Consider the following 26891-nt stretch of genomic DNA (forward strand, 5'->3'; position numbering starts at 1 on the left):
TCGCCGCGCCGTCTCGTTCGATTCGTCTGCAGCAGAGAAGCGAGATTATGTACCACTCACTCACTTCCGTCAAGCACTTCAGCAAAATTTCTTTCACCTCACCGCCTGCCTCACACCGCCGGAAACCCCGTCGCTGCAAGGAAGGTGCGCATTCTACACGCACCACAAAACTCGTCAACTACATTTTGAAAATTTTTGACTCAGACTCTCAAAGTAGCCCCTGATAGAATCCTCGCGTCCAACTGTTATCTACCCTTGTTATGCCCCCCTCTTCACAAATGCGACGCTCTGTTTACGATCGCGTCCGCCCACTGCCATTGCTTGCCACCTCTGGTGTATTACTTGCGGCAGTCGCAACAGCCGTCGCCGTCACACCAGAGCAGCCAATCAGAGCGCAGATGGTCACCGAGCAACTCACCTTTCAAAACAGCGCAGTTCTCGACAACTCGGACCAGATTTTCCTCTCCGAAACACGAATCGAGTCAGGCGACACACTGCAGCAACTACTCAACCGCTTGAACGCTACCGACCTTGATGCCGTCGCATTTCTCCGTAACTCACCAGAGGCCACGCAACTCCGCCAGGAGTTCGTGGCCGGCCGCAGCGTCTTTGCTCAGACTTCCAGCCAGGGAAAGCTGCTTTCGCTCCAGTTCCCCCTTGGCGACAAGGAGCGAATGCTATTCATCAGCCGCGGCAACAACGACACCCTGACAGGAACGATTGTCAGCAGCCAGACTGAAACGCACACAGTAACCAGATCGGCACAAATCGAAAGCTCATTGTTTGCAGCATCCGACCTGGCCGCCATTCCGGACACGATCGCCATCCAGATGGCCGAGATCTTTGGCAGCGAGATCGACTTTCACCGGGACCTTCGCAAAGGCGATCGCTTTACCGTGAGCTATGAGGTTGAGTACGTTGACGGTCGACCGCTGCGCACCGGCAAAATCACTGCAGCAGAATTCATTAATGAAGGACGGTCTCACCGAGCCATCTGGTTTGAACAGGACAAAGACAAGGGGCAGTACCTGTCCCCCGAGGGCAAGCCAATAAGGAAGAGCTTTCTTCGCTCACCGCTCGAATTCTCCAGAGTCAGCTCGGGCTTCAGCCGCCGTTTCCACCCGATCCTGAAAACATGGCGCGCCCACCAGGGTGTCGACTACGCAGCCCCAACCGGAACCCCGGTCCGGGCAACCGGCAACGCGATCGTCCAGTTCGCCGGAAACCAGAATGGCTACGGCAATGTCGTCATACTGCGGCACGACGACAAACACTCGACGGTCTACGCCCACCTGTCGCGGTTTGCGAAGAACGCAAAAAAAGGGGGACGCATCGCACAAGGGGAGGTCATCGGCCATGTCGGACAGACAGGTTGGGCCACTGGCTCTCACTTGCACTACGAATTCAGGATCAACAATACCCCGGTTAACCCATTAACCGTGAAGGCCGCAAGTTACCAGGCCAATCTCAATCCGGCGCAGTTGAAGGCATTCGCGGAGAGGAGCAAGCCCGCCCTCGCTCTGCTTGAACGGCTCAAGCAGAGCGATATCACCTATCTTGAGTGAGCACAAAAACAAAAGCCCAACTTCGAAGAAGCTGGGCTTTTTGTTGCAGGGTGTCGAAAGCCACCCCGTATTGACCAGAAGCGATCAGGCGGAAAAAGACGATCCACAGCCGCAGGTCGAGGTCGCATTCGGATTACGAATGACAAACTGAGACCCCTCAAGCCCTTCCGTGTAATCGATTTCCGCACCAACCAGATACTGGTAGCTCATCGGATCAATGAGAAGTTGCACGCCATTTTTTTCCATGGTCGTATCGTCATCAGCGACTTCCTCGTCAAACGTGAAGCCGTACTGGAATCCCGAGCAGCCGCCGCCGGTAACGAACACGCGAAGCTTGAGCTCGGCGTTACCTTCTTCTTCGATCAACTCCTTGACCTTGTTGGCGGCGCTTTCGGTAAAGACGATGGGCGCGAGATTTTCTGTCACTGCATTCATGAAATACTCCTAAATAACCTTGCGAGATTGTAGTCGCAATAAAATAACCAGAATCCAGACGATTAGTTGTCCGATTCGCCGATTGGTTCCACCACACCGGGCGCAACATGAACCAGGCGCCCCTCAATGACAGCCCCCTGGTGCATCTCGATCGATGCATACGAAACATCACCGATGATCCGGGCCTTCGGTTGCATTTCAAGCGTATCGGTCACACACACCGGACCGGCAATCGTGCCATTAAGAACCAGGTGAGCCACGGTAACCGGACCTTCCACACGGGCCTGATCACTCAGCACCAGCGTCGACGAAGAGACGCCCGCAACCGCCTCCACACTTCCGCGAACCTCGCCGTCGATCCGCAACCCACCACTGAATCTGATCTTTCCCTCGACAGAGGTTCCCGCACCGATCAGGCTATCAATCCTGGCTTGAGCACCGGAAGAACTTTTCTTTCCAAACATCGGGACTCCTTGGTTTGCGATTGCCTGCAACCCGGCGGCAGAACTTACAAGTTCACCGTTCGGCTGGCCAAAAGTTTACCACCCTGCAGCAATCTCGCCTCGACAGAGATCAATTCGGCATTTTCCGGCAGATCGATCACCCCTTCCCGGCGAAAAAAGTGCCGTATCTCGACATCTTCGGCGCTTCGCTCCGGAAACAGCTCACGCTGGACAGCGCCACCAGCCACCCGGTACTCGGCGACGACGCGGTACCCCCCCCGAAAGACAGCCCCACGCTGAGCCGACTGAAACGCCAGCAACAAGCGGTAGCGGTAACGCGACAAGGCCTCGCGTGACACCCGGAAATTCTCGATCCGGGCAACGGAATCCTGGCCTGTGACCGGAATCAGGCGTTCGAAGATGAGGATATCCTCTTTCAGTGCCGCGTTCTCAGCCTCCAGTTCCTGCATGCGGGAAAGCAATTGCTGCTGCGTCGCGCGCTCCATGCTCGCGACGCTTTGCCCAGTCCCCACAACCGAGCGCAAGGCAACAAGCTCAGCCTGTTGCTGGCGCAAACGCTCCCGGACCTCCTGCAGTTGCACACTGTCACCAAGCCCCCCATCGCGCACCAGCCAGATCAGAGCAAAGACCAAACAGGCCACTGCCAGAAGGATCGCCAGCAACCACTGCACAGGAAGAACACTTCTCACGACAACACGCGGCGCCGAGATACCGAACCGGCGACGAAGACGCTTTAGGCGGTGGGAAACACCTGGAGTTGGCATGCAATAAATCTTGTGTCGGCAGCACCGCCTGAACAGCGATTCATGAACCGATCAATTGGATGACCGATGATGATAACCGGAGCACTGAAAAACAAAAAGCCGCCCGAGGGCGGCTTTTGCAAGCGACAAGCGATTAGCGCTTGGAGAATTGCTTCCGGCGACGCGCCTTGTGGAAGCCAACTTTTTTCCGTTCGACTTCGCGAGCATCGCGGGTAACAAAACCAGCCTTCGACAGCGCCGCCTTCAAGGCAGCATCGTACTCGATCAGGGCACGGGTGATGCCGTGACGAACAGCACCAGCCTGACCGGACTCGCCGCCGCCAGTGACGTTAACCTTGATGTCGAAACCGTTCAGTTGCTCAACCAATTCCAGCGGCTGGCGAACGATCATGCGACCGGTTTCACGCGAGAAGAACTGATCAACCGGCTTGCCATTGACAACGATGTTGCCCGAACCGCGCTTCATGAAAACGCGAGCAACGGCGCTCTTGCGACGACCGGTACCGTAGAAATAACTCTCAGCCATGATGATCCCTTAGATTTCCAGAGCCTTCGGCTGCTGGGCGGTGTGAGGATGCTGGTCGCCGGCGTAGCACTTCAGCTTCTTCAGCATGGCGTAACCCAGCGGACCCTTCGGCAGCATGCCCTTGACGGCGGTTTCCAGGGCACGGCCCGGGAAGCGCTGCTGCATCTTCTTGAAGTTGGTTTCGTAGATACCGCCCGGATAGCCGGAGTGACGGAAGTACTTCTTGTCGTCGGCCTTGTTACCGGTCACGGTGATCTTGTCGACGTTGGTGACGACAATGAAGTCGCCGGTATCAACGTGCGGAGTGTAAATAGCCTTGTGCTTGCCACGCAGGCGGCGAGCAATTTCGGTAGCGAGGCGGCCGAGCACCTTGTCTGTGGCGTCTACCACAAACCACTCGCGCTTCACCTCATGTGGCTTGGCGGAAAACGTTTTCATGTGTGTGCCGTCCTGAAAAATTGGGCGCAGATTTGAGAAAGCCGTGGATATTAACCGCGCCCCAAAGGAATGTCAATCAGAAAATTGCATCTCGCAACTACTGGCCAAAAAAAACGCGGCTCGCTGAGCCGCGTTAAATCCACACCAAAGGAGGAGGGTGGAGGAGACAAATCTGAACTGAAGACCACCACAAGAAGCAGTGCAGTTCGTACGGTTCCCATTGTGCCGAAAGCCATAGTGCGACGCAAGATTTTTTTGTGCAGCGCACAAACAACAAACAAATTAATAGATAGATACAACAAATAGCAAATATTTATTTGATTTTTATAAGAACATTGTGTTTTTTTTTAACCAATATTGATTAAATAAATCAACGCCCCCGCACCTCTGCTCGCACAAGAAAACAACACGGATGTTGCGCTGCAGCATCCGGCACCGGGCGCCCGGCAGCAAGCGAATCCGCTAGAATCGCGGCCTCACCCAATGGAGACGCACATGGAATGCACAGTACGATGGACCGGCGCAGATGCCGGCATGTCCTTCATCGCCGAGACCGGCAGCGGGCACGCGGTCGTCATGGATGGCGCACCTGAAGCCGGCGGCCGTAACCTCGGACCGCGGCCAATGGAAATGCTGCTGGCGGGAACCGGCGGCTGCACTGCCTTTGACGTAGTCATGATCCTGAAAAAGGGACGGCATGCGGTCAGCGGCTGCGAGGTATCGCTGTCTGCCGAACGCGCCGACAACGACCCGAAGGTTTTCACCAAGATCCACTTCCATTACCGCGTCAAGGGACGGCAACTGAAAGCCGAGGCCGTCGCGCGGGCAATTGAATTATCGAAGGAAAAGTACTGCTCGGCCTCGATCATGCTGGCGCAGTCGGCCGCAATCACTGCCGACTACGAAATCGTCGAAGAAGCCTGACGCTGGCGGGACCGCGAAATGCAGAGGCCGGCTTGATGCCGGCCGGTCGCTCAGTTGACCATCTGCAGCGAGGGATGCCCACCCCGGCGAAGAGCCTCCAGCGCTTCGCCTGCATGCCTGACGATGACACCGCCCGGGCAGAAATGCTCGATGAACAATGCGGCATGCTGACGGTTTGGGGCGATATCGCGAATCTTCTCCCAGGCTTCGTTGCGCGACTTGGTCCAGCTGCCGTCACGACGCCCCGTGGCGTAGATTTTCCGCTCGCGGGTCTCGCAGCGCATTCCCTCGAAGGTCGTATTGACCGCACCACCTGCGGTCTCCACCACCAAGACGTAACGCACGACACCATCGCCATCGACGGTCAACGATGCGGAATCGACAAAAAACCGGTTGCTGGTCGTCGCACTGACATAAAAGGGCAGCAGCGCTTCGCGCCGAGGCGCCGGCGGCATACTCACCGCCTGCTCCTGCCACTGCACAGGCTCATCACTCAGCGACTCGCGAGACTGCGCGCTCGCCCCAACTGCAGCAAACGCCAAAGCGGCCAGCAGCATGCCCCTCACCAGACGATGGTTCATTGCCCTTCCTCACGCTGAGATTCGGCGGGACGCGGGCCACGCGGCCGGCGATCCTGCTCGAGAAAACGCACCAGTTCATTGAGTGCCTGCTGATAGACACCGCGCTTGAACTCGATCACGGCGTCGAGCGGCACCCAGTAATCGTTCCAGCGCCAGGCATCGAACTCCGGCTTGGGGGTTGCGCGCAGGCTGACATCGCTGTCGCGCCCGACAAGACGCAGCAGGAACCAGATCTGCTTCTGGCCCTTGTACGACCCGCGCCATTCGCGCTTGATCCATTGATTCGGCACTTCATAGCGCAGCCAGCCCTTGGTCCGCCCGAGAATGCGCACGTGCTCGGGACGCAGCCCGACCTCTTCGTGCAGTTCCCGGTACATCGCTTCTTCGGGGGTTTCCCCCCGCTTGATGCCACCTTGCGGAAACTGCCAGGAATGTTCACGTATGCGCTTGCCCCAGAAGACCTCGTTTTTGGCGTTGCAAAGAATGATGCCGACGTTCGGGCGAAAGCCTTCGCGGTCGAGCATAGAAAACCTGCTAAAAATATTGGGTTGCCCGAATTCTTTCACAAAGGGCGTCGATACGCAAAAAAGCGGCAAGCCACGGGCTCCGTGTAAAATCCGCTTTTTGCCACGAATTCAAGAGCATCCCATGCGCACTACGCAGTTCTTCTTCACCACCCTCAAGGAAGCCCCGGCCGACGCCGAAGTCATCAGCCAGAAAATGATGCTGCGCGCCGGCTACATCAAGCGTGCCGCCGCCGGCATCTATACGTGGATGCCGCTCGGCCTGCGCGTGCTGCGCAAGGTCGAGAACATCGTGCGCGAGGAAATGAACGCCGCCGGCGCGCTGGAACTGCTGATGCCCGCCGTGCAGCCGTTCGAATTGTGGGAGGAGTCCGGCCGCGGTCCGGCCTACGGCCCCGAACTGCTGCGCTTCAAGGATCGCCACCAGCGCGACTTCGTGATCGGCCCGACGCACGAGGAAGTCATCACCGACGTTGTCCGCCGCGACGTCAAGAGCTATCGTCAGCTGCCGATCCATCTCTACCAGATCCAGACCAAGTTCCGCGACGAGATCCGCCCGCGCTTCGGCGTCATGCGCGGCCGCGAATTCCTGATGAAGGACGGCTATTCCTTCCACACCTCGTTCGACGACCTGGTCCGCGAATACGGCAACATGTACGCCACCTACGGTCGCATCTTCAACCGGCTCGGCCTGAAGTTCCGCGCCGTCGCGGCCGACACCGGCTCGATCGGCGGCGATGGTTCGCACGAATTCCACGTCCTGGCGGATTCCGGCGAGGACGACATCGCCTTCTGCCCGGATTCCGACTACGCGGCCAACGTCGAGCTCGCCGAAGCGGTCGCCCCGGCGACGCCGCGCGCCGCCGCCGCTCAGCCGATGGCCAAGGTGGCGACGCCGGGCAAGACGTCCTGCGCCGACGTTGCCGCCTTTCTCACGGTCGACCTGGCGAAAATCGTCAAAACCATCGCCGTCGTTGCCGAACAGGAAGACGGCGGCAAGAAGTTCGCGCTGCTGCTGCTGCGCGCCGACCACGAACTGAACGAAATCAAGGCCGGCAAGATCGCCGCTCTCGGCGCCTTCCGCTTTGCCAGCGACAGCGAAGTCCAGGAATACCTCGGCTGCGTCCCCGGTTTTATCGGCCCGGTGGCGGTCGACCGTGACAAAGTGGCAGTTTTCGCCGATCGCACGGTCGCCGCGATGAGCGACTTCGTCTGCGGCGCCAATGAAGCCGGCTACCACCTGAGCGGCGTCAACTTCGGCCGCGACCTGCCGGAACCGGAAGTCTTCGACATCCGCAACGTCGTTGCCGGCGATCCGTCGCCGGACGGCAAGGGTGTGCTCGGCATCTGCCGCGGCATCGAGGTCGGCCACATCTTCCAGCTGCGCAGCAAGTATGCCAAGGCGCTGAACTGCACCTTCCTCGACGAGAACGGCAAGAGCCAGGTGATGGAGATGGGCTGCTACGGCATCGGCGTTTCGCGCATCGTCGGCGCCGCCATCGAGCAGGGCAACGACGACAAGGGCATCGTCCTGCCGCCGGCGATCGCCCCGTTCGCGGTCTGCATCGTACCCATGGGCTACCACAAGAGCGAAGCGGTCAAGGCCGCCGCCGACCAGCTCTACGCCGACCTGAAGCAGCAGGGCATCGACGTCGTCCTGGACGACCGCAACGAACGCCCCGGCGTCATGTTCGCCGACATGGAACTGATCGGCATCCCGCACCGCGTGGTCATCGGCGAACGCGGCCTGAAGGACGGCCAGTTCGAGTACAAGGGGCGGACCGACGCCGAAGCGACGATGGTCGCCCAGGGCGACATCGTCGGCCTGCTGCAAGGGAAGCTGTGCGCCGCCTGATCGGCATTTTCTGTCTTTTCTGCGCGTCGACCGTGACACAGGCCGGCGCGCAGAAGTACGAACCGCTGGCCGCCAGCGTGCGGGCGGCGCTGCATGAGGCGGTTTCGGACAGCCGGCCGCAGGTCAGTTCGTTCAAATCGCCACTGGCCGCCGCCGACTGGCTTGGCGAGATGTCGCCGCGGCTGGAAAAACGCATTCCCAATCGCGACTACCGGATCGATCTGTTGCGCAGCATCCACTACGAGGCGACCCGCGCCGGCCTTGACCCGCAACTGGTGCTCGGACTGATCCAGGTCGAATCCGGCTTTCGCAAGTACGCCGTGTCGTCGGCCGGCGCCCGCGGCTACATGCAGGTGATGCCGTTCTGGATCAAGGTCATCGGCCGCCCGGAAGACAACCTGTTCGACCTGCGCACCAACCTGCGCTACGGCTGCACGATCCTGCGCCACTACCTCGACATCGAGAAGGGCGACCTGTTCCGCGCCCTCGGCCGCTACAACGGCAGCCTGGGCAAGGCCGAATACCCCAACCTGGTCCGCGGCGCCTGGCAGAAGCACTGGCACTACGACGCCACGCGCGCACTGGCGCGCAGCGCCGACTGATCAGCGGCCGAGGCCGCCCATCCCGCCGGGCAGCATGCCCTTCATGCCGCGCATCAGCTTGCCGATGCCACCCTTCGAGAACTGCTTCATCATCTTCTGCGTCTGCTCGAACTGGTTGAGCAGGCGATTGACTTCCTGGACCTGGACGCCCGCCCCCATGGCGATGCGGCGCTTGCGACTGGCCTTGATCAACTCCGGCTTGGCCCGCTCGGCCGGGGTCATCGAATTGATGATGCCCTCGACCCGGCCGATCATCTTGTTCTCGGCGCCAGCCGGCAACTGACCCGCAGCCTGGGCAAACTGCGCCGGCAGCTTGTCCATCAGCGAGCTGAGGCCGCCCATCGCCCGCATCTGGCCGATCTGCGCCTTGAAATCATTGAGGTCGAAGCCCTTGCCGGATTTCAGTTTCTTGGCGAAGGCCAGGGCCTTCTCCTCGTCGATGCCCTTCTTCGCTTCCTCGATCAGCGACAGCACGTCGCCCATGCCGAGGATGCGCGATGCCATCCGCTCCGGATGGAAGGCCTCGAGCCCGGTCAGCTTCTCGCCGACACCGGCGAACTTGATCGGCTTGCCGGTGACGTGGCGCACCGACAATGCCGCACCGCCCCGCGCATCGCCGTCGAGCTTGGTCAGTACGACACCAGTCAGCGGCAGCGCCTCGTTGAAGGCCTTGGCGGTATTGACCGCGTCCTGGCCGAGCATCGCGTCGACGACGAAGAGCGTTTCGATCGGTTTGATCGCCGCATGCAGCCGCTTGATTTCTGCCATCATTTCCTCGTCGACCGCCAGACGACCGGCGGTATCGACCAGCAGCACGTCATGATAGTGACGCTTGGCCCAGTCGATCGCCGCCGCAGCGATGGCCTCCGGCTTTTCGCCGACGCTGGACGGGAAGAAATCGACACCGGCCTGGCCGGCCACTGACTTCAACTGCTCGATCGCCGCCGGACGATAGACGTCGCAGGAAACGACCAGCACCTTCTTCTTGTGGTTCTCGCGCAGGAACTTGCCCAGCTTGCCGACCGTGGTTGTCTTGCCGGCGCCCTGCAGACCAGCCATCAGGACGATCGCCGGGGGTTGCGTATTGAAGTTGATGCCTTCATGGGCGTCGCCCATGATCTTGGTCAGTTCGCCGTGCACGACACCGATCAGCGCCTGCCCCGGATTGAGCGAGCCGATGACCTCCTGACCAACCGCCTTTTCCTTGACTGCGGCGATGAAATCCTTGACCACCGGCAAGGCGACGTCGGCTTCCAGCATCGCCATGCGCACCTCGCGCAGGGCGTCGGCAATATTCGATTCGGTCAGGCGGGCTTCGCCCTTGAGCGTCTTCATGACGCGGGCAAGGCGCGTGGTCAGGTTGTCGAGCATGTCAGATAGGCTTCTAGTAGAATTCGCGAATGGTCGACATTGTAATTCAGCTTCTCCCCCATATCCTCGCCGCGCTGCTCTACGGGGCACTCGGCTTCCATTTCTGGAACAGCCGCTGGCGCGACCATCAGGATCAATGCGTTGCCTGCCCGATGCGCCCCTGGGAGCGCGGCGCAATCGGCATGTCGCTGCTGATCCACGGTTTCGGCCTGTTCGGCACACTGCTCAACAGCGACGGCATGCATTTCTCTTTCGCCCTGGCGCTGTCGCTGATGATGTGGCTGGCCGTGCTGATCTACTGGCTGGAGAGCTTCATGGCCCGGATGGAAGGCATGCAGCCGATGGTCCTGCCGCTGGCCGCCGCCTGCGCCCTGCTGCCGGCGATTTTCTCCGCCGACCACGTGGTCGCCCACGCCGACGCCACCGCCTTCCAGTTCCACTTCCTGACCGCCATGCTGGCCTACAGCCTGCTGACCCTGGCAGCACTGCACGCGGTCTTCATGGGTTTCACCGAGAATGCGCTGCACCGGCGCATCGTCAAACGCAGCCTGGCCAGCCTGCCGTCGCTGATGGCCATGGAATCGCTGCTCTTCCGCATGCTGATGCTCGGCTTCATCCTGCTGACGCTGGCTGTCGGCAGCGGCCTGCTCTTTTCCGAGCTGATCTTCGGCAAACCACTCGGGCTCGACCACAAGATATTCTTCGCCATCGCCTCGTGGTGCATCTTCGCCACCCTGCTGGTCGGGCGCCACATCTGGGGCTGGCGCGGCAAGCGCGCGCTGCGCCTGACACTGGCAGGCTTCGGCCTGCTCATCCTGGCCTACTTCGGCAGCCGCTTCGTCGTCGAAGTCATCCTCGGTCGTTTCTAGTTGGACGACATCCCGCTCTCGCTACAACTGGGCGCGCTGATCGCCCTGCTGGCGATGTCGGCGCTGTTCTCGATGAGCGAAACGGCGATGATGGCGGCCAACCGCTTCCGCCTCAGACATCTCGCACAAACGGGGCATCGCGGCGCCGAGAAGGCGGTGGCACTGCTCGACCAGACCGACAAGATGCTTGGCGTCATCCTGCTTGGCAACAACCTGGTCAACACGGCAGCGGCAACCCTGGTCAGCGTCATCGCCATCCAGTTGTTCGGCGACGAGCGCTGGGCACTCGGCGCCAGCACCCTGATCATCACCTTCGCGATCCTTGTTTTCTCGGAAATCACACCGAAGATCATCGGTGCCACCTACAGCGACCGGCTGGCGCCCATCATCGCCTTCGTCCTGGCGCCGCTGCTCCGGCTTTGCTATCCGGTGGTCTGGTTCGTCAACCTGTTTGCGGCGTCGCTGTTGCGCATCCTCGGCCTGTCGCTTCGCCCCAGCAACGAATCGGCTCGCCTGACGCCGGAAGAGCTGCGTAGCCTGGTACTCGAGTCGTCACATGTGATCCCGAAAAAGCACCAGGCAATTCTTGGCAGCCTGTTCGATCTCAACGAGATCACCGTCGAGCACATGATGACGCCGCGCGGCAGCATCGAAATTCTCGACATCGACCAGGACTGGGATGCGGTTCACCAGCAATTGCTGACCAGCCACCACAGCCGCCTGCCGGTTTGCCGCGGGTCACTCGACCAACTGCTGGGCGTACTCCCGACCCGGCGCCTGCTGGCTGCCGTAGCCAGCGGCGATTTCGACGAAAGTGCACTGCTTGGGCAGTTGCTGCAGCCTTATTACATTCCGGCCGGCACCGCCGTATTCGCGCAACTGGCGTTTTTCCAGGACAACCGCCAACGGATCGGTTTTGTCGTCGACGAGTACGGGGAAATCCTCGGCTTGCTGACGCTTGAGGACATCATCGAGGAAATCGTTGGCGACTTCACGACCTCACTCCCCGGCATCGACAGCGACCTCGAATGGACGGCCGAGGCCAGCGTCGTCGTCGAGGGCACGCGCCCGTTGCGCGACCTCAACCGCATGCTCGGCCTGGCATTTCCGCTGGACGGCCCGAAAACCCTGAACGGTCTGATCCTCGAGCACTTCCAGGACATTCCCGAAGCCGACGTCAGCCTGAAGTTGAACGGTATCCCGGTGGAAATCCTGCAGACCAAGGATCGCAGCGTAGTCACCGCACGCATCTACCGCCCGCAGGCTGTTTCCGACGCAGCCAGTCTTTACAAAGCCCCGCCCGCGTAGCATCATCGGGCGATCCAAACGGCATCGACAAACCGACCCAAGCAATGGCAGCAACTCCTCAGAACTCCCCGCTCAGCGGCCTGGCCCGCGCCCTGGTTCAAGCTGGCCGACTGAAAGAAGGGGAAGCCGAGGAATTGGCGCAACAAGCCCAGGCTTCGAAACTTCCCCTGATCGAACAACTGATCGTCTCGAAGAAAGCAACGGCGATCGACATCGCACGCTTCTCGGCAGAAACCTTCGGCTATCCGCTGTTCGACCTCGACGCCATCGATGAACGGCACATCCCGCAGGACGCCATCGACCGCAAGCTGATCGCGACGCACAAGGTCGTCCCGCTGAACAAGCGCGGCAATCGACTCTCGGTGGCCATCGCCGACCCGACCAACCTGAGGGCGCTGGACGAAATCCGCTTCCAGACCGGGTTGACCGTGGACCCCATCGTTGTCGAGCACCCCAAGCTCCTGCCGCTCGTCGCCAAGTTCTCGGAATCGGCATCCGATGCCCTGAAGAACCTGACCGACGAAGAGCTCAACCTCGACTTTCTCGACGAAGAAGCCGCGGCCAAGGCCGACGACCCGAGCGCCCAGGACATCGACGACGCCCCGGTCGTCAAGTTCATCCAGAAGATGCTGCTCGACGCGATCAACGATGGTGCCTCCGACATCCATTTCGAACCGTACGAGAAGTACTACCGGATTCGCTTCCGGGTCGACGGCATCCTGCGCGAGGTGGCAACGCCACCGCTGGCAATCAAGGAAAAGATCGCTTCGCGGATCAAGGTCATTTCGCGCCTGAACATCGCCGAAAAACGCGTCCCTCAGGATGGGCGGATGAAACTGGTGCTTTCGAAGTCGCGCGCCATCGACTTCCGTGTCAGCACCCTGCCGACCCTGCAAGGGGAAAAGATCGTGCTGCGCATTCTCGATCCGACCTCGGCTACGCTCGGTATCGATGCCCTCGGCTACGAGCCCGAACAACGCGCGGTCCTGCTTGATGCAATCAATCGCCCTTACGGCATGGTACTGGTCACCGGGCCGACCGGCTCCGGCAAGACGGTGTCGCTTTACACCTGCCTGAACATCCTCAACAAGGATGGCGTCAATATCGCGACTGCCGAGGACCCTGCCGAAATCAACCTCTCCGGGATCAACCAGGTCAACGTGGACGACCGCGCCGGACTGACCTTCCCGGTCGCACTCAAGGCCTTCCTCCGCCAGGATCCGGACATCATCATGGTCGGCGAAATCCGCGACCTGGAAACCGCGGAAATCGCCATCAAGGCCGCACAAACCGGTCACATGGTGCTATCGACGCTGCACACCAACGACGCGCCGCAGACACTGACACGCCTGATGAACATGGGCGTCCCGACTTTCAACATCGCCTCCAGCATCCTGTTGATTACCGCCCAGCGCCTGGCCCGACGGCTCTGCAACTGCAAGCAGCCGATCAGCGTCCCGCAACAGGCCTTGCTCGATGCCGGCTTCCGGCCGGAAGAACTGGATGGTAGCTGGACGCTGTACGGCCCGGGCGGCTGCGAACGCTGCAAGGGCAGCGGCTACAAGGGACGCGTCGGCATCTATCAGGTGATGCCGGTCAGCGAAGCGATGCAGCGCCTGATCATGAGTGGCGCAACTTCGCTCGACCTCGCCCGCCAGGCCAAGGAAGAAGGCGTCAAGGACTTGCGCGAATCCGGGCTGCTCAAGGTAAAACAGGGACTCACCTCGCTCGACGAAGTACTGAGTACCACCAACGCATAAGCTGAGGGGAAGCGGCAATGGCAACTGCAGCAAGAAGCACCAGCGTCAAGGAAAGCACCTTTCAATGGGAAGGACGCAACAAGGACGGCAAGCAGGTCCGCGGCGAACTGCGCGCCGCCAGCGAAACCGTCGTCCAGACCACGCTGCGTCGCCAGGGAATCACTAACGTCAAGCTCAAGAAGCTGCGATTCAAGTCGGGCGGGCGCATCACCGACAAGGACATCACACTGTTCACCCGACAGCTGGCGACGATGATGAAATCCGGCGTCCCGCTGCTGCAGTCATTTGACATCGTTGGCCGCGGCCACTCCAATCCTGCAGTAGGCAAGTTGCTCCTCGACATCAAGTCCGACGTCGAAACCGGCAGCTCCCTGTCGCAAGCCTTTCGCAAATACCCGCTGTATTTCGATGCGCTGTTCTGCAACCTGGTCTCGGCCGGTGAACAGGCCGGTATTCTCGATACCCTGCTCGACCGCCTGGCAACCTACAAGGAGAAAATTCTCGCCATCAAGAGCAAGATCAAGAAGGCGCTTTTCTACCCGATCGCCGTGCTCGTCGTCGCCTTCATCATCACTGCGGTGATCATGATTTTTGTAATTCCTGCCTTCAAGGAAGTCTTCGCCAGCTTCGGCGCCGATCTGCCAGCGCCGACGCTGTTCGTGATTGCCATTTCGGATTTCTTCGTCACTTGGTGGTGGGCGATATTTGGCGTCATTGGCGGCGGTATCTACGCTTTTTTGGAAAGCTGGAAACGCTCCGAGAAAATTCAAATGTTGATGGACCGCACCCTATTACGGACGCCCATTTTCGGAGATATCGTGCGTAAATCGGTCATTGCCCGCTGGACCCGGACGCTGTCCACCATGTTCGCAGCAGGCGTACCGCTGGTCGAATCGCTGGAATCAGTTGGCGGCGCAGCCGGCAACCATGTTTACAAAATTGCCACACGCCAGATCCAGAGCGAGGTCTCGACTGGCACCAGCCTGACCGTAGCAATGCAGAACGCCAACATCTTCCCCAACATGGTTACGCAGATGACCGCAATTGGCGAAGAATCAGGTGCGCTCGATTCCATGCTCGCGAAAGTCGCCGACTTCTTCGAACAGGAAGTCGACGACTCCGTCGAAGCCATGTCCAGCCTGATGGAACCAATCATCATGGTGGTACTCGGCACGCTGATTGGCGGCATGGTCGTGGCGATGTACCTGCCCCTATTCAAACTTGGGGCAGTGGTCGGCTGATGCTCGAGGCACCAACTGAACCCCTGGTCATTCTGGCCAGTCTGCTAGGCTTGTGCATCGGCAGCTTTCTCAATGTCGTCATCCATCGCCTCCCCAAAATGATGGAGCGCGAATGGCAAATGCAATGCGCAGACCTGCGCGGAGAGACCACGCCTGCCACCGAGCCTTTATCGTTGGCCCGCCCAGGCTCGCGCTGCCCGGATTGCGGTCGGAAGATTCGCCCCCTGGAGAACATCCCGCTACTCAGCTACCTCCTGATTCTGCGCGGCAAATGCGCCGGCTGCGGCAAAGCGATCTCGCTCCGCTATCCGCTGGTCGAAGCCCTGACCGGCGTACTCTCGGCTGCCGCCGTCTGGCACTTCGGCAGCGGCTGGCCGGCACTCGGCGCCCTGCTGCTGACCTGGGCCCTGATTGCGTTGACCTTCATCGACTTCGATACGCAACTGCTGCCTGACAGTATCACGCTACCATTGCTCTGGCTCGGACTGGCCTTCAACCTCGACGCCAGCTTCACCGACCTCGACTCGTCCGTCCTCGGTGCGATGGCTGGCTACCTGATACTGTGGTCCATCTTCTGGCTGTTCAAGCTGGCGACCGGCAAGGAAGGCATGGGCTACGGCGATTTCAAGCTGCTGGCAGCACTGGGCGCCTGGCTCGGCTGGCAGATGCTGCCGGCGATCATCCTGCTGTCGTCGGTAGTCGGCGCCATTGTCGGCGTTCTGCTGATCATGCTGACCCGGCGCGGCCGCAACATTCCGATCCCCTTCGGCCCCTACCTCGCAGCGGCGGGACTGATCGCCCTTTACTGGGGAAGAACGCTGACCGAAAGTTACCTCGGCCTGATCTATTGAAAACCTGTCGCGCACCCCGATATTAGGAATCCGTCCTTTCAGTTACAATTCAAGGTTTTGGAGGATTCCCATGCCGATCTACGAATATCGCTGCGACTCCTGCGGTTTTCAGAAGGAACACCTGCAGAAGCTGAGCGACGCACCGCTCACCACCTGCCCGGATTGCGGCAAGGAAAGTTACGCCAAACTGCTGTCCGCTGCCGGCTTCCAGCTCAAGGGTAGCGGCTGGTACGCCACCGACTTCAAGGGTGGCAGCAAGCCTGCCTCTCCCCCGCCCTGCCAGACAGGCGAAGGAAGCTGCTCCTCGTGCGTAGCCAGTTGATCAAGCGTTACTTCCTGACCGGGCTCCTGATCTGGGTGCCCCTGGTCATTACCGCCTGGGTGTTGTCCATGATCGTGGACACTCTCGACCAGTCCTTGCGGCTGTTGCCGGAGGCGATTCACCCGAAAAACCTGATCGGTTTCTCGATCCCCGGGGTCGGCGCCCTGCTGACCCTGGCGATGATCCTGCTCACCGGCTTGCTCGCCACCAACTTCATCGGCGAAAAACTGGTTGGCTGGTGGAACGCACTGCTTTCGCGGATTCCTGTCGTCAACTCGGTGTACAAGGCGGTCAAGCAGGTCTCCGACACGCTCTTCGCTCCAAACGGCAACGCCTTCCGCAAGGCGCTTCTGGTCCAGTATCCGCGCGAAGGCGCGTGGACCATCGCCTTCCTGACCGGGGCGCCCGGCGGCGACATCCGCAATCACCTGCACGGTGACTACGTCAGCGTCTATGTCCCGACGACGCCCAATCCGACATCCGGTTTCTTCCTGATGCTTCCCCGTGCCGATGTCGTCGAACTCGACATGACCGTCGACGAAGCCCTCAAGTACATCATTTCGATGGGCGTCGTGGCTCCTCCGCCACGCGCCCGCGTCGTCACCCACAATTAAGCAACCCCACGGAATCTTCATGCGTACCCATTACTGCGGACAACTCAACGCCGGCCTCGACGGCCAGATCGTCACCCTGTGCGGCTGGGCCCACCGTCGTCGCGACCACGGCGGCGTCATCTTCATCGACTTGCGCGACCGCGAGGGCCTGGCCCAGGTCGTCTGCGACCCCGATCGCGCCGACAGCTTCAAGATCGCCGAATCAGTACGCAACGAGTTCTGCCTGAAGATCACCGGCAAGGTGCGTCCGCGTCCGGCCGGCACGACCAACGCCAACCTGGCTTCCGGCGAGATCGAGATCCTCTGCCATGAAATCGAAGTCCTGAATCCTTCGGTCACGCCGCCGTTCCAGCTCGATGAGGAAAACCTCTCCGAGAACGTCCGCCTGACCCACCGCGTCATCGACCTGCGCCGTCCGCAGATGCAGAACAACCTGATGCTGCGCTACAAGACGGCCCGCGCTTTCCGCCGCTTCCTCGACGACAACGGCTTCATCGACGTCGAAACGCCGATGCTGACCAAGTCCACCCCGGAAGGTGCCCGCGACTACCTGGTCCCGTCGCGCGTCCATGCCGGCCAGTTCTTCGCGCTGCCGCAATCGCCGCAGCTGTTCAAGCAGTTGCTGATGGTCGCCGGCTTCGACCGCTACTACCAGATCACCAAGTGCTTCCGCGACGAGGACCTGCGCGCCGACCGCCAGCCGGAATTCACCCAGGTCGATATCGAGACCTCGTTCATGAGCGAGGCCGAGATCACCGCGCTGATGGAAAAACTGATCCGCACCGTGTTCAAGGAAGCCATCGATGTCGACCTGCCGGAATTCCCGCGCATGACCTACGCCGAAGCCATGCGCCGTTTCGGTTCGGACAAGCCGGACCTGCGCGTCACCCTCGAACTGGTCGATGTCGCCGACGCCTTCAAGGATGTCGCCTTCAAGGTCTTCGCCAACATCGCCAACAGCGAAGGCGGCCGCATCGCCGCCATGCGCATTCCGGGCGGCGCCTCGCTGACCCGCGGCGAGATCGACGAGTACACCAAGTTCGTCGGCATCTACGGCGCCAAGGGCCTGGCCTACATCAAGGTCAACGACGTCACCCAGGTCAATGAAACCGGCCTGCAGTCGCCGATCGTCAAGAACCTCTCCGAAGCCTCGCTGCGTACCGTGCTCGAACGCACCGGCGCCCAGTCCGGCGACCTGATCTTCTTCGGCGCCGACAAGGCCAAGATCGTCAGCGACGCCCTCGGCGCCCTGCGCATCAAGATCGGCCACGAAAAGGGCTTCGTCACCGGCGCCAAGTGGGCGCCGCTGTGGGTCATCGACTTCCCGATGTTCGAGTACGACGACGAGTCCAAGCGCTGGACCGCCTGCCACCACCCGTTCACCAGCCCGAAGGACGAGCATCTCGACCTGCTGGCGACCGATCCGGGCAAGTGCCTGGCCAAGGCCTACGACCTGGCGCTGAACGGCTGGGAACTCGGCGGCGGCTCGGTGCGTATCCACCGCGCCGACGTTCAGGAAAAGGTTTTCTCGGCCCTCAACATCGGCCCGGAAGAACAGCAAGCCAAGTTCGGCTTCCTGCTCGATGCGCTCAAGTACGGCGCGCCGCCGCACGGCGGCCTGGCTTTCGGTCTGGACCGCATCGTCACCATGATGACCGGCGCCGAGTCGATCCGTGACGTGATCGCCTTCCCGAAGACCCAGCGCGCCCAGTGTCTGCTCACCGATGCCCCGTCGGCGGTCGACGAGAAGCAGTTGCGCGAACTGCACGTTCGCCTGCGCCAGAAGGTCGAAACCCAGGTCGAAATCAGCCAGGGCTAAGGCATGCGTGACCTGCAGCGCTTCCTGATCGTCCTGCTGCTGGCGATCGGAAGCGCTTTTGCCTTCTGGAACACCAGCAGCGACCGGCAGACGATCGATGTCGCCCGCCTGCCGCCCGAGGCTCGCGAAACGCTGGCGCTGATCAAGCAGGGCGGCCCCTTCCCCTACCAGCGCGACGGCATCGTCTTCAACAATTTCGAAAAGCTGCTGCCGCTGCAGCCGCGCGGCTACTACCGCGAGTACACGGTGAAGACGCCCGGCCGCAAGGATCGCGGCCCGAAACGCATCGTCGCCGGCAAGGAAGCCGAGTACTACTACACGGAAGACCACTACAAGTCCTTCCGGCGCATCCGGGAGTCGCCATGACACCAGCCATGCCCGGCGTTTTCCAGCTCGCCGGCGGCCAGACGCCAACGGCGGATGTCACGGTCGACCTGGGAAAATGCACAAAAACCGCTGAACTGCTCCGGCAACTGGGCAAGGCGTTGAGTTTTCCCGACTGGTACGGCGCCAATTTCGACGCCCTCTTCGACTGCCTGAGCGATCCTGACGTGCCGGCGCGGATCCATCTGCACGGCCTGGGCGCCTACCTACAACACCAGCCTGCGGATTTCGCCGTGCTCGTCGAAGTCCTGCGTGCCGCCTGCGAGGCCCGAGCCGAAGCCGAGGCGCCGCTGACCGTCTGGCTCGACGTCGCCGCCGACCTGCCGCTCTGGCCCGGCGCGTGATGGCCTACAAGCAGCCGGAATCGGTCCTCGTCGTCATCCACACCCGCGCGCTGGAAGTCCTGCTGCTCGAACGCGCCCGCCAGCCCGGCCTGTGGCAGTCGGTCACCGGCAGCCGCGAAGGCGACGAAACGCCGCTCGCCACTGCCCGCCGCGAAGTCCTCGAGGAAACAGGCATCGACACCAGGAACTACAGGCTCAGCGACTGGCGCATCGAAAACACCTACGAGATTTTCGCCACCTGGCGGCATCGCTACGCCCCCGGCATCACTCACAACACCGAGCGCGTATTTGCCCTCGAACTGCCGGAGCGCGTCGCCATCACCACCGCCCCCGACGAGCATCGCGCCCACTGCTGGCTACCCTGGCACGAGGCCGCCGAGCGTTGCTTCTCGTGGAGCAACCGCGACGCCATCCGGCTACTGGGCCGCGCCCCCTAGCCACCGATTTCTTTGTACAATCCGCCGCGATCCCTTCTGGAGCCTGCCATGTCCCTCGAAAACCTCGCCCCCGGCACCAAGGCTGCCGTTCTCGCCGAAGCCCTGCCCTACATCAAGCGTTTCCACGGCAAGACCATCGTCGTCAAGTACGGCGGCAACGCGATGACCGACGAGCACCTGAAAAGCTGCTTCGCCCGCGACGTCGTCCTGCTTGAGCTGATCGGCTTCAACATCGTCGTCGTGCACGGCGGTGGCCCGCAAATCGAGAACCTGCTCAGCCGCGTCGGCAAGAAGGGCGAATTCATCCAGGGCATGCGCGTCACCGACGCCGAGACCATGGAAGTCGTCGAAATGGTGCTTGGCGGCCAGGTGAACAAGGACATCGTCAACCTGATCAACCAGCACGGCGGCAAGGCTGTCGGCCTGACCGGCAAGGACGGCAACTGCATCCGCGCCAAGAAGCTGATGCTGGAAAACAAGGACAATCCAGGCGACCTGATCGACGTCGGCCAGGTCGGCCAGATCACCAAGATCGACCCGTCGCTGATCGACCACCTCGACAAGGCTTCCTTCATCCCGGTGATCGCCCCGATCGGTGTCGGCGACAACGGCGAGACCTACAACATCAACGCCGATGTCGTCGCCGGCAAGATCGCCGAAGTGCTCAAGGCCGAAAAGCTGGTGCTGCTGACCAATACACCGGGCGTGCTCGACAAGGCCGGCAACCTGATCACCGGCATCACGCCCAAGGAGATCGACGAGATGGTCGCCGACGGCACGCTGTCCGGCGGCATGCTGCCGAAGATCGGCTCGGCCCTCGATGCCGCCCGCAACGGCGTCAAGGGCGTGCACATCATCGACGGTCGCGTCGAACACGCGCTGCTGCTTGAAATCCTGACCGACCACGGCGTCGGCACGATGATCAAGTCGCACTGAACCATGCGCGGGGAACGCGTCTGGTTGTTCGATCTCGACAACACGCTGCACAACGCCTCCCCGCACATCTTCCCGCACATCAACCGGGCGATGCGCGAGTACATCGAGCGCCACCTCGGCCTCGACGAAAACGCCGCCAACCGCTTGCGCCAGGATTACTGGCAACGCTACGGCGCAACCCTGCTCGGCCTGATCCGCCACCACGCGATCGATCCGCGCCATTTCCTGCACGAAACCCATCAGTTTCCCGACCTCGCCCGCATGCTGGTGTTCGAGAAACCGCTGCTGCACACGCTCAAACGCCTGCCCGGACGCAAGATCCTGTTCTCCAACGCACCGCGCGCCTACGCCGAGGCGGTGCTCGAACTGACCGGCCTGGATCGCCACTTTGCCACGGTCTACACCGTGGAAAGCCTGAAATTCAGGCCCAAGCCGATGCCGCAGGGCTTCCGTGCGCTACTGCACGCCGAGCGTCTCGATCCGCGACGCTGCATCATGGTCGAGGACAGCCTGGCCAACCTGATCACCGCCCGCAAGCTCGGCATGAAAACCGTGTGGGTGAGCGCTGGCTCTCGCAGATCGCCTTATGTTGACGTTCAGGTTTCGTCGGTAACGCAATTGCCGCAACGTTGCGGTCGACTATAATTCCGCCACAAAAATCATTCGAGGGACGACATCGATGGCGACCAAACCGGGCGAACGCCGCCTGCAGATCCTGCAAACCCTGGCTGAAATGCTGGAAACCCCGAAAGGGGAAAAGATCACCACCGCCGCCCTGGCCGGCAAGCTGGAATGTTCCGAAGCCGCGCTCTACCGCCACTTCGCCAGCAAGGCGCAGATGTTCGAGGGCCTGATCGAATTCATCGAGCAGAGCCTGTTCGGCGTCATCAACCAGATCACCGGCGAAGAGCAACGCGGTTTCCGCCAGATCGAACTGATCCTCGGCCTGCTGCTCAACTTCGCCCAGAAGAACCGCGGCATGACCCGGGTGCTGATCGGCGATGCGCTGGTCAACGAGAACGAACGCCTGCAGTTGCGCATCAACGCACTGCTCGACAAGGTCGAAGCGGCACTCAAGCAGGCCCTGCGCATCGCCGCGACGCAGGAGAAGTTCAAGGCCGACGCCGATTTCGGCGCGCTCGCCAACCTGCTGCGCTGCTACGTCGTCGGCCGCTGGGAGCAATACGCCCGCTCCGGTTTCAGCCGCGAGCCGCTGGCGCAATGGTCGCAGCAATGGCCGATGCTCTACTTCGCCTGCCTGTCGCAGGCCGGCGACGCGTAAACGCCAAGGGCGGCCCGTTGGCCGCCCTTTTTGCTTCCCTTTGGCGCCGGCTCAGCCCTTCAGGTATTCCGCCGCGTCGAGCGCGAAATAGGTCAGGATGCCGTCGGCACCGGCGCGCTTGAACGCCAGCAGGCTCTCCAGCACGACCGCCCGCTCGTCGAGCCAGCCGTTCTGTGCTGCCGCCTTGAGCATCGCGTACTCGCCGCTGACCTGGTAGGCGTAGGTCGGCACGCCAAACTCGTCCTTGACCCGGCGGACGATGTCCAGATATGGCATGCCCGGCTTGACCATGACCATGTCGGCGCCCTCCTCGAGATCGAGCGCCACTTCGCGCAGCGCCTCGTCACCGTTGGCCGGGTCCATCTGGTAGGTGTACTTGTTGCCCTTGCCGAGGTTGCCGGCCGAACCCACCGCGTCGCGGAACGGCCCGTAGAAGCTGGACGCGTACTTGGCGGAATAGGCAAGGATGCGCGTGTAAATCCGTCCGTCGCGCTCGAGCGCCTCGCGGATGCGGCCGATCCGCCCGTCCATCATGTCCGACGGCGCCACCACATCGGCGCCAGCCTCGGCATGGCACAGCGACTGGCGCACCAGCACGGCCAAGGTCTCGTCGTTGAGCACGTAGCCGGTCTCGTCGATCAAGCCGTCCTGGCCGTGGCTGGTATAAGGATCGAGGGCGACGTCGGTGATCACACCAAGTTCCGGAAACTCGCGCTTGAGCGCGCGCACCGTGCGCGGCACCAAACCCTGCGGGTTGTAGGCCTCTTCGGCGGTGAGCGACTTCAACGGGGCATCGATCACCGGAAACAGTGCCAGCGCGGGAATGCCGAGCTTGACCGCGCGCTCGGCGGTACGTAGCAGCACATCGAGGGACTGCCGCTCGACCCCCGGCATCGAGGCCACCTTCTCGGTCCGGCCTTCGCCTTCGAGGACGAAAACGGGGTAAATGAAGTCGTCGACCGTCAGCACCGACTCGCGCATCAGGCGCCGCGAGAAATCGTCGCGCCGCATCCGGCGCATCCGGGTTCTGGGAAAATTGCCAGCCATCGTCATCCGTACCTTCACAAATAAAACAAAAAATTTAAACCGCTGCGGAACTTTCCGCGTTGACCTGCGTCACATGCACAAGATGGCACGCGCTATCTCCCGCTTCACCTCCCTGAGCGGGTGCCTTGACCTTGTTGAGGCATTTTGGCCCCCGGACTCCCCTTATCCGGGGGCCCTTTGTTTTCCTTTGCCGCTTTCTGCGGCAACTCGATACCCAGCCAGCCGGCAAGCACCGCCTCGGCCTCTTCGACACCGGTCTTCTTCAGGCTGGAAAACAGCTGCACGCTGTAACGCCCCTCGCCCCAGTTCACCAGCTCCGCCTTGACCTCGCGCAGCACCTTGGTCTGCTCCTGGCGCGACAGCTTGTCGGCTTTCGACAGCAGGATGTGGATCGGCCGCCCGGTCGGGCGGAACCAGTTGATCAGGTTGCAATCGAGCTCGGTAAACGGACGGCGGCAATCCATGATCACCACCAGGCCCACCAGCGGCCCCCGACGGCTGAGATAAGGGCCGATCAACCCCTCCCACTGCGTGCGGATTTCCTCGGGCGCCTTGGCGTAACCGTAACCTGGCAGGTCGACGAAATATTTGCCGGCAGCCAGCGTGAAATAATTCAGGTGCTGCGTCCGCCCCGGCGTCTTGCTGACGAAAGCGAGCCGGACCCGGCCGGCCAGCGTGTTGATCGCGGACGACTTGCCGGCATTCGAGCGACCGGCAAAAGCGACTTCGCTGATTGCGTCCTGCGGCAGATCACGCAGGTTGGCAACGGTCGTATGGAAGACCGCGTTCTGGAAGAGAGGCATAAAAAACGCGGAAGACCCGCCTAGGTGAAGGGAAACTAATATAGAATAACAGGTTTGTAACTTCCGTTCCGGCCAAAGCGCCCACCGACGCGCATTAGGAGTTCGAAAAATGATCCGTACCGCGGCAATGGCAATCCTGTTTGCCACCAGTTTCGTCACCCACGCCTCCGAGCAGGCCTCGGCCAAGGCCGATCCGGCCAAGGGCAAAATCGTCGCAGAAACGATCTGTGTCGCCTGCCACGGCGCTGACGGCAACAGCATGACTTCTGCCAATCCGCACCTGGCTGGCCAGATCGAGCAGTACATCTACAAGCAGCTGACCAACTTCAAGTCGGTCGACGGCAAGCCTGCCGCCCGCGACAACGCGATCATGGCCGGCATGGTTGCCGCTCTCAGCGACGAAGACATGAAGAACGTCGCCGCCTGGTTTGCCAGCCAGAAGCTGAAGCCGGAAGCCGCCAAGAACGAAGCCAGCATTGCGCTCGGCAAGAAGCTGTGGCGCCAGGGCGACTTCAAGAAGGGCATCCCGGCCTGTGCCGGCTGCCACGGCCCGGCGGGCGCCGGCATGCCGGCCCAGTACCCGCGCCTGGCCGGCCAGTTCGCCGAGTACACCGAGGCCCAGCTGAAGGCCTTCCGCGCCGAGGAGCGTGGCAACGACCCGGAAAAGATGATGCGGATGATCGCCGCCAAGCTGTCGGACGCCGAAATCAAGGCAGTTGCCGACTACGCCGCCGGCCTGCGCTGAACGCGCCGCACTTGAACAAAAGGCAGCCCGCGGGCTGCCTTTTGTTTGCGCATCGCGACCGAATGGGCATCCTTGTCGCGACCTTCCGCTGCGTTTAGACTGGCATCACGACCTACAACAACGCGGAGACGAACCATGAAGACTCTCAAGCAGCTGCTCGCCGACAAGCCGAAGACACTGGCTGTCGCCGCTCCCGACGACAGCGTCTTCCAGGCCCTGTGCGTCATGGCCGAATACAATGTCGGCGCCTTGCTGGTGCTTCAGGACGGCAAGCTGGTCGGCATCTTCTCGGAGCGCGACTACGCCCGCAAGCAGATCCGCAACCAGCGCTCGTCGAAAGAGACACCGGTGCGCGACCTGATGAGCGCCCGCGTCGCCTATGTCGGCATCGACGCAACGCTTGAGGAATGCATGTCGCTGATGACCGAGAAGCGCTTCCGCCACCTGCCGGTCCTCGACGACCAGGGACAGGTTCTCGGCATCCTGTCGATCGGCGACCTGGTCAAGGAAACGATCAGCGCCCAGCAATTCCTGATCGGCGAACTCGAACGCTACATCACCAGTTGACCCATGTCCGCGCACGACAGCATCCATTTCCGCATCCTTGAAGACATCGCCCGCGAACTCTCCGGCGACGTCAATTTTCCGACCTGCATGGACGCCGCGCTGCTCGTGCGCAACACGCTGAAGGACCCGTTCGCCAACCTCGACAAGGTCGTCCAGGTGGTTGGTGTCGAACCGCTGATTTCGAGCAAGCTGCTGCGCCTGGCCAACTCGGTCAGCTACAACCCCTCTGGCAAGGTGATCAGCGACCTGGCCACGGCGATCAGCCGGATCGGTTTCGACTCGGTACGCACCATCTCCCTCGCCGTTGCCATGGACCAGATGCTCAAGTCGCGCAATCTGGCCAGCTACGAGAGCATCGCCCACAACGCGTGGTCGCACTCGATCCACGTCGCGGCAATCGCCCGCGTCCTCGCCCGGCGCCTCGGCCGGATCAACCCCGACGATGCGATGATGGCCGGCCTGGTACATGACATCGGCGTCTTCTACCTGCTCTACCGGGCAACCGAATATCCCGAGTACCGCGCCAACCGGGAAGCCATGCTTGAACTGCTGATCGGCTGGCACGAAGGCATCGGCGAAAGCCTGCTGCACGCGCTGGGGATTCCCGAGCGGATCACCGAGGCCGTGCGCGACCACGATCGCCTGCTCAACGTCGAAACCCCGTGCACGGTGCGCGATGTGCTCTATTTCGCCAACCTGCTCGCCGGCGGCGACCGTGACTGGATGTTACGCGGCGAGGAAGATCCGGCGACACGCGAACTGCGCGAAGCCGACCGTGCCCGCTATCTCGACCTGGTTGCCGAAGCCGAAGACGATATCGGCGATCTGCGCTTCGCACTCGGTATCCGCGATTGAACCAGGCACAGCTGCCCATCGGCCCGACCAGGGTCAGTCTGTTCGCCGCCTGCCTGCTGCCGGCACTGTGGCTGGCCTGGCAAAGCTGGCACGGCCAGCTCGGCAGCGACCCGGTGCAGGCAGCACAGCGCCTGACCGGCACGTGGACGCTGAGTCTGCTGTTGCTGACGCTATGCATCTCGCCGCTGCGGGCCTTGACCCAGCAGCACTGGCTGCTCCGCCTGCGCCGGACGCTCGGCCTGTTCACCTTCTTCTACGCCACGCTGCACGGCCTCTGCTATCTCGGCCTGGCCCACGATTTTGCGGTCGACGCGATCATTCTCGACATTTTCAAACACCCCTACGTCGGTCTCGGGCTGGCCGCCTTCGTTCTCCTGGTACCGCTCGCCGCCACCTCGAACCAGTGGGCGATCCGCCGCCTCGGCGGACGCCGCTGGCAAGATCTGCATCGCAGCATCTACCCGATCGCCATTCTTGGCTGCCTGCACCTTCTGTGGCAAAGCGACGCAGCCGAACTGCCGTCGGCGCTGGGGTTTTCGCTACTGCTTGCGATCCTGCTCTGGTGGCGCATCCGCGAACGCCGGCGCAAAGCCGTGCCAATGCAGCGGAGCGCCGCCGTGCAACCGATCAGGTTCCACGACAAGCGCCCCGACTGAAA

At 61.6% G+C, this 26891-nt stretch carries 33 protein-coding genes; 23 read left to right on the forward strand and 10 right to left on the reverse strand.

Annotated features, from left to right (window positions below; translation table 11 throughout):
* Window positions 1–199 (forward strand): hypothetical protein (locus tag DFR40_RS17210; RefSeq protein WP_211329706.1); only part of this gene is annotated, 199 nt, incomplete at its 5' end.
* Between the two features lie 199 nt (window positions 200–398).
* Entirely contained in the window at window positions 399–1565 is a 1167-nt protein-coding gene (locus DFR40_RS01435) for a M23 family metallopeptidase (protein WP_170160132.1), read from the forward strand.
* Window positions 1566–1649: 84 nt separating this feature from the next.
* Here DFR40_RS01435 and erpA read toward each other — a convergent pair whose 3' ends face one another.
* The 5 genes from erpA to rplM all read right to left on the reverse strand — a co-directional run bounded on the left by erpA (window position 1650) and on the right by rplM (window position 4192).
* Window positions 1650–2000, reverse strand: a complete 351-nt coding sequence (gene erpA / locus DFR40_RS01440) for an iron-sulfur cluster insertion protein ErpA (RefSeq protein ID WP_121456719.1) — start codon at window positions 1998–2000, stop codon at window positions 1650–1652.
* A gap of 62 nt (window positions 2001–2062) precedes the next feature.
* Window positions 2063–2464 carry a bactofilin family protein gene (locus DFR40_RS01445; protein ID WP_121456720.1) on the reverse strand — a complete coding sequence of 134 codons (402 nt, stop codon included), beginning with the start codon at window positions 2462–2464 and terminating at the stop codon, window positions 2063–2065.
* A 44-nt stretch (window positions 2465–2508) separates the two neighbouring features.
* The gene (locus tag DFR40_RS01450; protein ID WP_121456721.1) at window positions 2509–3135 is read right to left on the reverse strand and encodes a DUF6776 family protein; all 627 of its coding nucleotides are present in this window, start codon (window positions 3133–3135) and stop codon (window positions 2509–2511) included.
* 226 nt (window positions 3136–3361) lie between these two features.
* Window positions 3362–3754 carry a 30S ribosomal protein S9 gene (rpsI, locus tag DFR40_RS01455; protein WP_121456722.1) on the reverse strand — a complete coding sequence of 131 codons (393 nt, stop codon included), beginning with the start codon at window positions 3752–3754 and terminating at the stop codon, window positions 3362–3364.
* Between the two features lie 9 nt (window positions 3755–3763).
* Window positions 3764–4192: a 50S ribosomal protein L13 gene (rplM, locus tag DFR40_RS01460; protein WP_028994952.1), complete on the reverse strand. Its 429-nt coding sequence runs from the start codon at window positions 4190–4192 to the stop codon at window positions 3764–3766.
* Between the two features lie 495 nt (window positions 4193–4687).
* Here rplM and DFR40_RS01465 point away from each other — a divergent pair, with 495 nt between their 5' ends.
* Window positions 4688–5116, forward strand: a complete 429-nt coding sequence (locus DFR40_RS01465; protein WP_121456793.1) for an OsmC family protein — start codon at window positions 4688–4690, stop codon at window positions 5114–5116.
* 50 nt (window positions 5117–5166) lie between these two features.
* Here DFR40_RS01465 and DFR40_RS01470 read toward each other — a convergent pair whose 3' ends face one another.
* The gene (locus DFR40_RS01470; RefSeq protein ID WP_245985571.1) at window positions 5167–5697 is read right to left on the reverse strand and encodes a CNP1-like family protein; all 531 of its coding nucleotides are present in this window, start codon (window positions 5695–5697) and stop codon (window positions 5167–5169) included.
* Entirely contained in the window at window positions 5694–6221 is a 528-nt protein-coding gene (locus DFR40_RS01475) for an RNA pyrophosphohydrolase (RefSeq protein ID WP_121456723.1), read from the reverse strand. Before DFR40_RS01475 ends, DFR40_RS01470 begins: the two co-directional genes overlap by 4 nt.
* A 124-nt stretch (window positions 6222–6345) precedes the next feature.
* Here DFR40_RS01475 and DFR40_RS01480 point away from each other — a divergent pair, with 124 nt between their 5' ends.
* Complete coding sequence (locus tag DFR40_RS01480; protein ID WP_121456724.1) at window positions 6346–8076, forward strand: proline--tRNA ligase; 1731 nt, start codon at window positions 6346–6348, stop codon at window positions 8074–8076.
* Window positions 8064–8678 (forward strand): lytic transglycosylase domain-containing protein, encoded by a 615-nt coding sequence (locus DFR40_RS01485; protein ID WP_121456725.1) that lies wholly within the window; start codon window positions 8064–8066, stop codon window positions 8676–8678. Before DFR40_RS01480 ends, DFR40_RS01485 begins: the two co-directional genes overlap by 13 nt.
* Here DFR40_RS01485 and ffh read toward each other — a convergent pair whose 3' ends face one another.
* The gene (gene ffh, locus DFR40_RS01490) at window positions 8679–10049 is read right to left on the reverse strand and encodes a signal recognition particle protein (protein WP_121456726.1); all 1371 of its coding nucleotides are present in this window, start codon (window positions 10047–10049) and stop codon (window positions 8679–8681) included. It abuts the gene before it with no gap.
* Between the two features lie 29 nt (window positions 10050–10078).
* Between ffh and DFR40_RS01495 the strand changes: the two genes are divergently transcribed.
* The 14 genes from DFR40_RS01495 to slmA all read left to right on the forward strand — a co-directional run bounded on the left by DFR40_RS01495 (window position 10079) and on the right by slmA (window position 22216).
* A complete protein-coding gene (locus DFR40_RS01495) occupies window positions 10079–10918 on the forward strand; it encodes a cytochrome C assembly family protein (RefSeq protein WP_121456727.1) in 840 nt (279 codons plus the stop codon).
* Window positions 10919–12226: an HlyC/CorC family transporter gene (locus DFR40_RS01500; protein WP_121456728.1), complete on the forward strand. Its 1308-nt coding sequence runs from the start codon at window positions 10919–10921 to the stop codon at window positions 12224–12226.
* 44 nt (window positions 12227–12270) lie between these two features.
* Complete coding sequence (gene pilB / locus DFR40_RS01505; RefSeq protein ID WP_121456729.1) at window positions 12271–13986, forward strand: type IV-A pilus assembly ATPase PilB; 1716 nt, start codon at window positions 12271–12273, stop codon at window positions 13984–13986.
* 17 nt (window positions 13987–14003) lie between these two features.
* Window positions 14004–15227, forward strand: coding sequence for a type II secretion system F family protein (locus DFR40_RS01510; protein WP_121456730.1), 1224 nt, complete (start codon window positions 14004–14006; stop codon window positions 15225–15227).
* On the forward strand, window positions 15227–16078 hold the full coding sequence (locus tag DFR40_RS01515) for a prepilin peptidase (protein WP_121456731.1): 852 nt from the start codon (window positions 15227–15229) through the stop codon (window positions 16076–16078). Before DFR40_RS01510 ends, DFR40_RS01515 begins: the two co-directional genes overlap by 1 nt.
* Before the next feature lie 70 nt (window positions 16079–16148).
* Window positions 16149–16400: an FmdB family zinc ribbon protein gene (locus tag DFR40_RS01520; protein ID WP_121456732.1), complete on the forward strand. Its 252-nt coding sequence runs from the start codon at window positions 16149–16151 to the stop codon at window positions 16398–16400.
* Window positions 16400–17014 (forward strand): DUF502 domain-containing protein, encoded by a 615-nt coding sequence (locus DFR40_RS01525; protein WP_121456795.1) that lies wholly within the window; start codon window positions 16400–16402, stop codon window positions 17012–17014. Before DFR40_RS01520 ends, DFR40_RS01525 begins: the two co-directional genes overlap by 1 nt.
* Window positions 17015–17033: 19 nt before the next feature.
* Complete coding sequence (gene aspS / locus DFR40_RS01530; protein WP_121456733.1) at window positions 17034–18833, forward strand: aspartate--tRNA ligase; 1800 nt, start codon at window positions 17034–17036, stop codon at window positions 18831–18833.
* A gap of 3 nt (window positions 18834–18836) precedes the next feature.
* Window positions 18837–19199 (forward strand): guanyl-specific ribonuclease, encoded by a 363-nt coding sequence (locus tag DFR40_RS01535; protein WP_028994938.1) that lies wholly within the window; start codon window positions 18837–18839, stop codon window positions 19197–19199.
* Complete coding sequence (locus DFR40_RS01540; protein ID WP_121456734.1) at window positions 19196–19561, forward strand: barstar family protein; 366 nt, start codon at window positions 19196–19198, stop codon at window positions 19559–19561. Before DFR40_RS01535 ends, DFR40_RS01540 begins: the two co-directional genes overlap by 4 nt.
* Window positions 19561–19998 (forward strand): dihydroneopterin triphosphate diphosphatase, encoded by a 438-nt coding sequence (nudB, locus tag DFR40_RS01545; RefSeq protein ID WP_121456735.1) that lies wholly within the window; start codon window positions 19561–19563, stop codon window positions 19996–19998. The genes DFR40_RS01540 and nudB overlap by 1 nt, the downstream gene beginning before the upstream one ends.
* A gap of 48 nt (window positions 19999–20046) precedes the next feature.
* A complete protein-coding gene (gene argB / locus DFR40_RS01550; RefSeq protein ID WP_121456736.1) occupies window positions 20047–20934 on the forward strand; it encodes an acetylglutamate kinase in 888 nt (295 codons plus the stop codon).
* Between the two features lie 3 nt (window positions 20935–20937).
* Window positions 20938–21579: a pyrimidine 5'-nucleotidase gene (locus DFR40_RS01555; RefSeq protein WP_121456737.1), complete on the forward strand. Its 642-nt coding sequence runs from the start codon at window positions 20938–20940 to the stop codon at window positions 21577–21579.
* 34 nt (window positions 21580–21613) lie between these two features.
* Complete coding sequence (gene slmA / locus DFR40_RS01560; RefSeq protein WP_121456738.1) at window positions 21614–22216, forward strand: nucleoid occlusion factor SlmA; 603 nt, start codon at window positions 21614–21616, stop codon at window positions 22214–22216.
* A 51-nt stretch (window positions 22217–22267) separates the two neighbouring features.
* Here the strand turns inward: slmA and hemB are convergent, their stop codons facing one another.
* Window positions 22268–23269: a porphobilinogen synthase gene (hemB, locus tag DFR40_RS01565; RefSeq protein ID WP_211329707.1), complete on the reverse strand. Its 1002-nt coding sequence runs from the start codon at window positions 23267–23269 to the stop codon at window positions 22268–22270.
* A gap of 98 nt (window positions 23270–23367) precedes the next feature.
* Window positions 23368–24066, reverse strand: a complete 699-nt coding sequence (gene yihA / locus DFR40_RS01570; RefSeq protein ID WP_121456739.1) for a ribosome biogenesis GTP-binding protein YihA/YsxC — start codon at window positions 24064–24066, stop codon at window positions 23368–23370.
* A gap of 109 nt (window positions 24067–24175) precedes the next feature.
* Between yihA and DFR40_RS01575 the strand changes: the two genes are divergently transcribed.
* From DFR40_RS01575 to DFR40_RS01590, 4 genes are all read left to right on the forward strand, one after another.
* The gene (locus DFR40_RS01575) at window positions 24176–24811 is read left to right on the forward strand and encodes a c-type cytochrome (protein WP_121456740.1); all 636 of its coding nucleotides are present in this window, start codon (window positions 24176–24178) and stop codon (window positions 24809–24811) included.
* Between the two features lie 135 nt (window positions 24812–24946).
* The gene (locus tag DFR40_RS01580; RefSeq protein ID WP_121456741.1) at window positions 24947–25378 is read left to right on the forward strand and encodes a CBS domain-containing protein; all 432 of its coding nucleotides are present in this window, start codon (window positions 24947–24949) and stop codon (window positions 25376–25378) included.
* Between the two features lie 3 nt (window positions 25379–25381).
* Window positions 25382–26233, forward strand: a complete 852-nt coding sequence (locus tag DFR40_RS01585; RefSeq protein WP_121456742.1) for an HDOD domain-containing protein — start codon at window positions 25382–25384, stop codon at window positions 26231–26233.
* Window positions 26230–26889 carry a protein-methionine-sulfoxide reductase heme-binding subunit MsrQ gene (locus DFR40_RS01590; protein WP_121456743.1) on the forward strand — a complete coding sequence of 220 codons (660 nt, stop codon included), beginning with the start codon at window positions 26230–26232 and terminating at the stop codon, window positions 26887–26889. The genes DFR40_RS01585 and DFR40_RS01590 overlap by 4 nt, the downstream gene beginning before the upstream one ends.
* Window positions 26890–26891 lie beyond the last annotated feature (2 nt).

This window comes from Azonexus fungiphilus, from assembly GCF_003634965.1.
GTDB classification, from domain to species: Bacteria; Pseudomonadota; Gammaproteobacteria; order Burkholderiales; family Rhodocyclaceae; genus Azonexus; species Azonexus fungiphilus.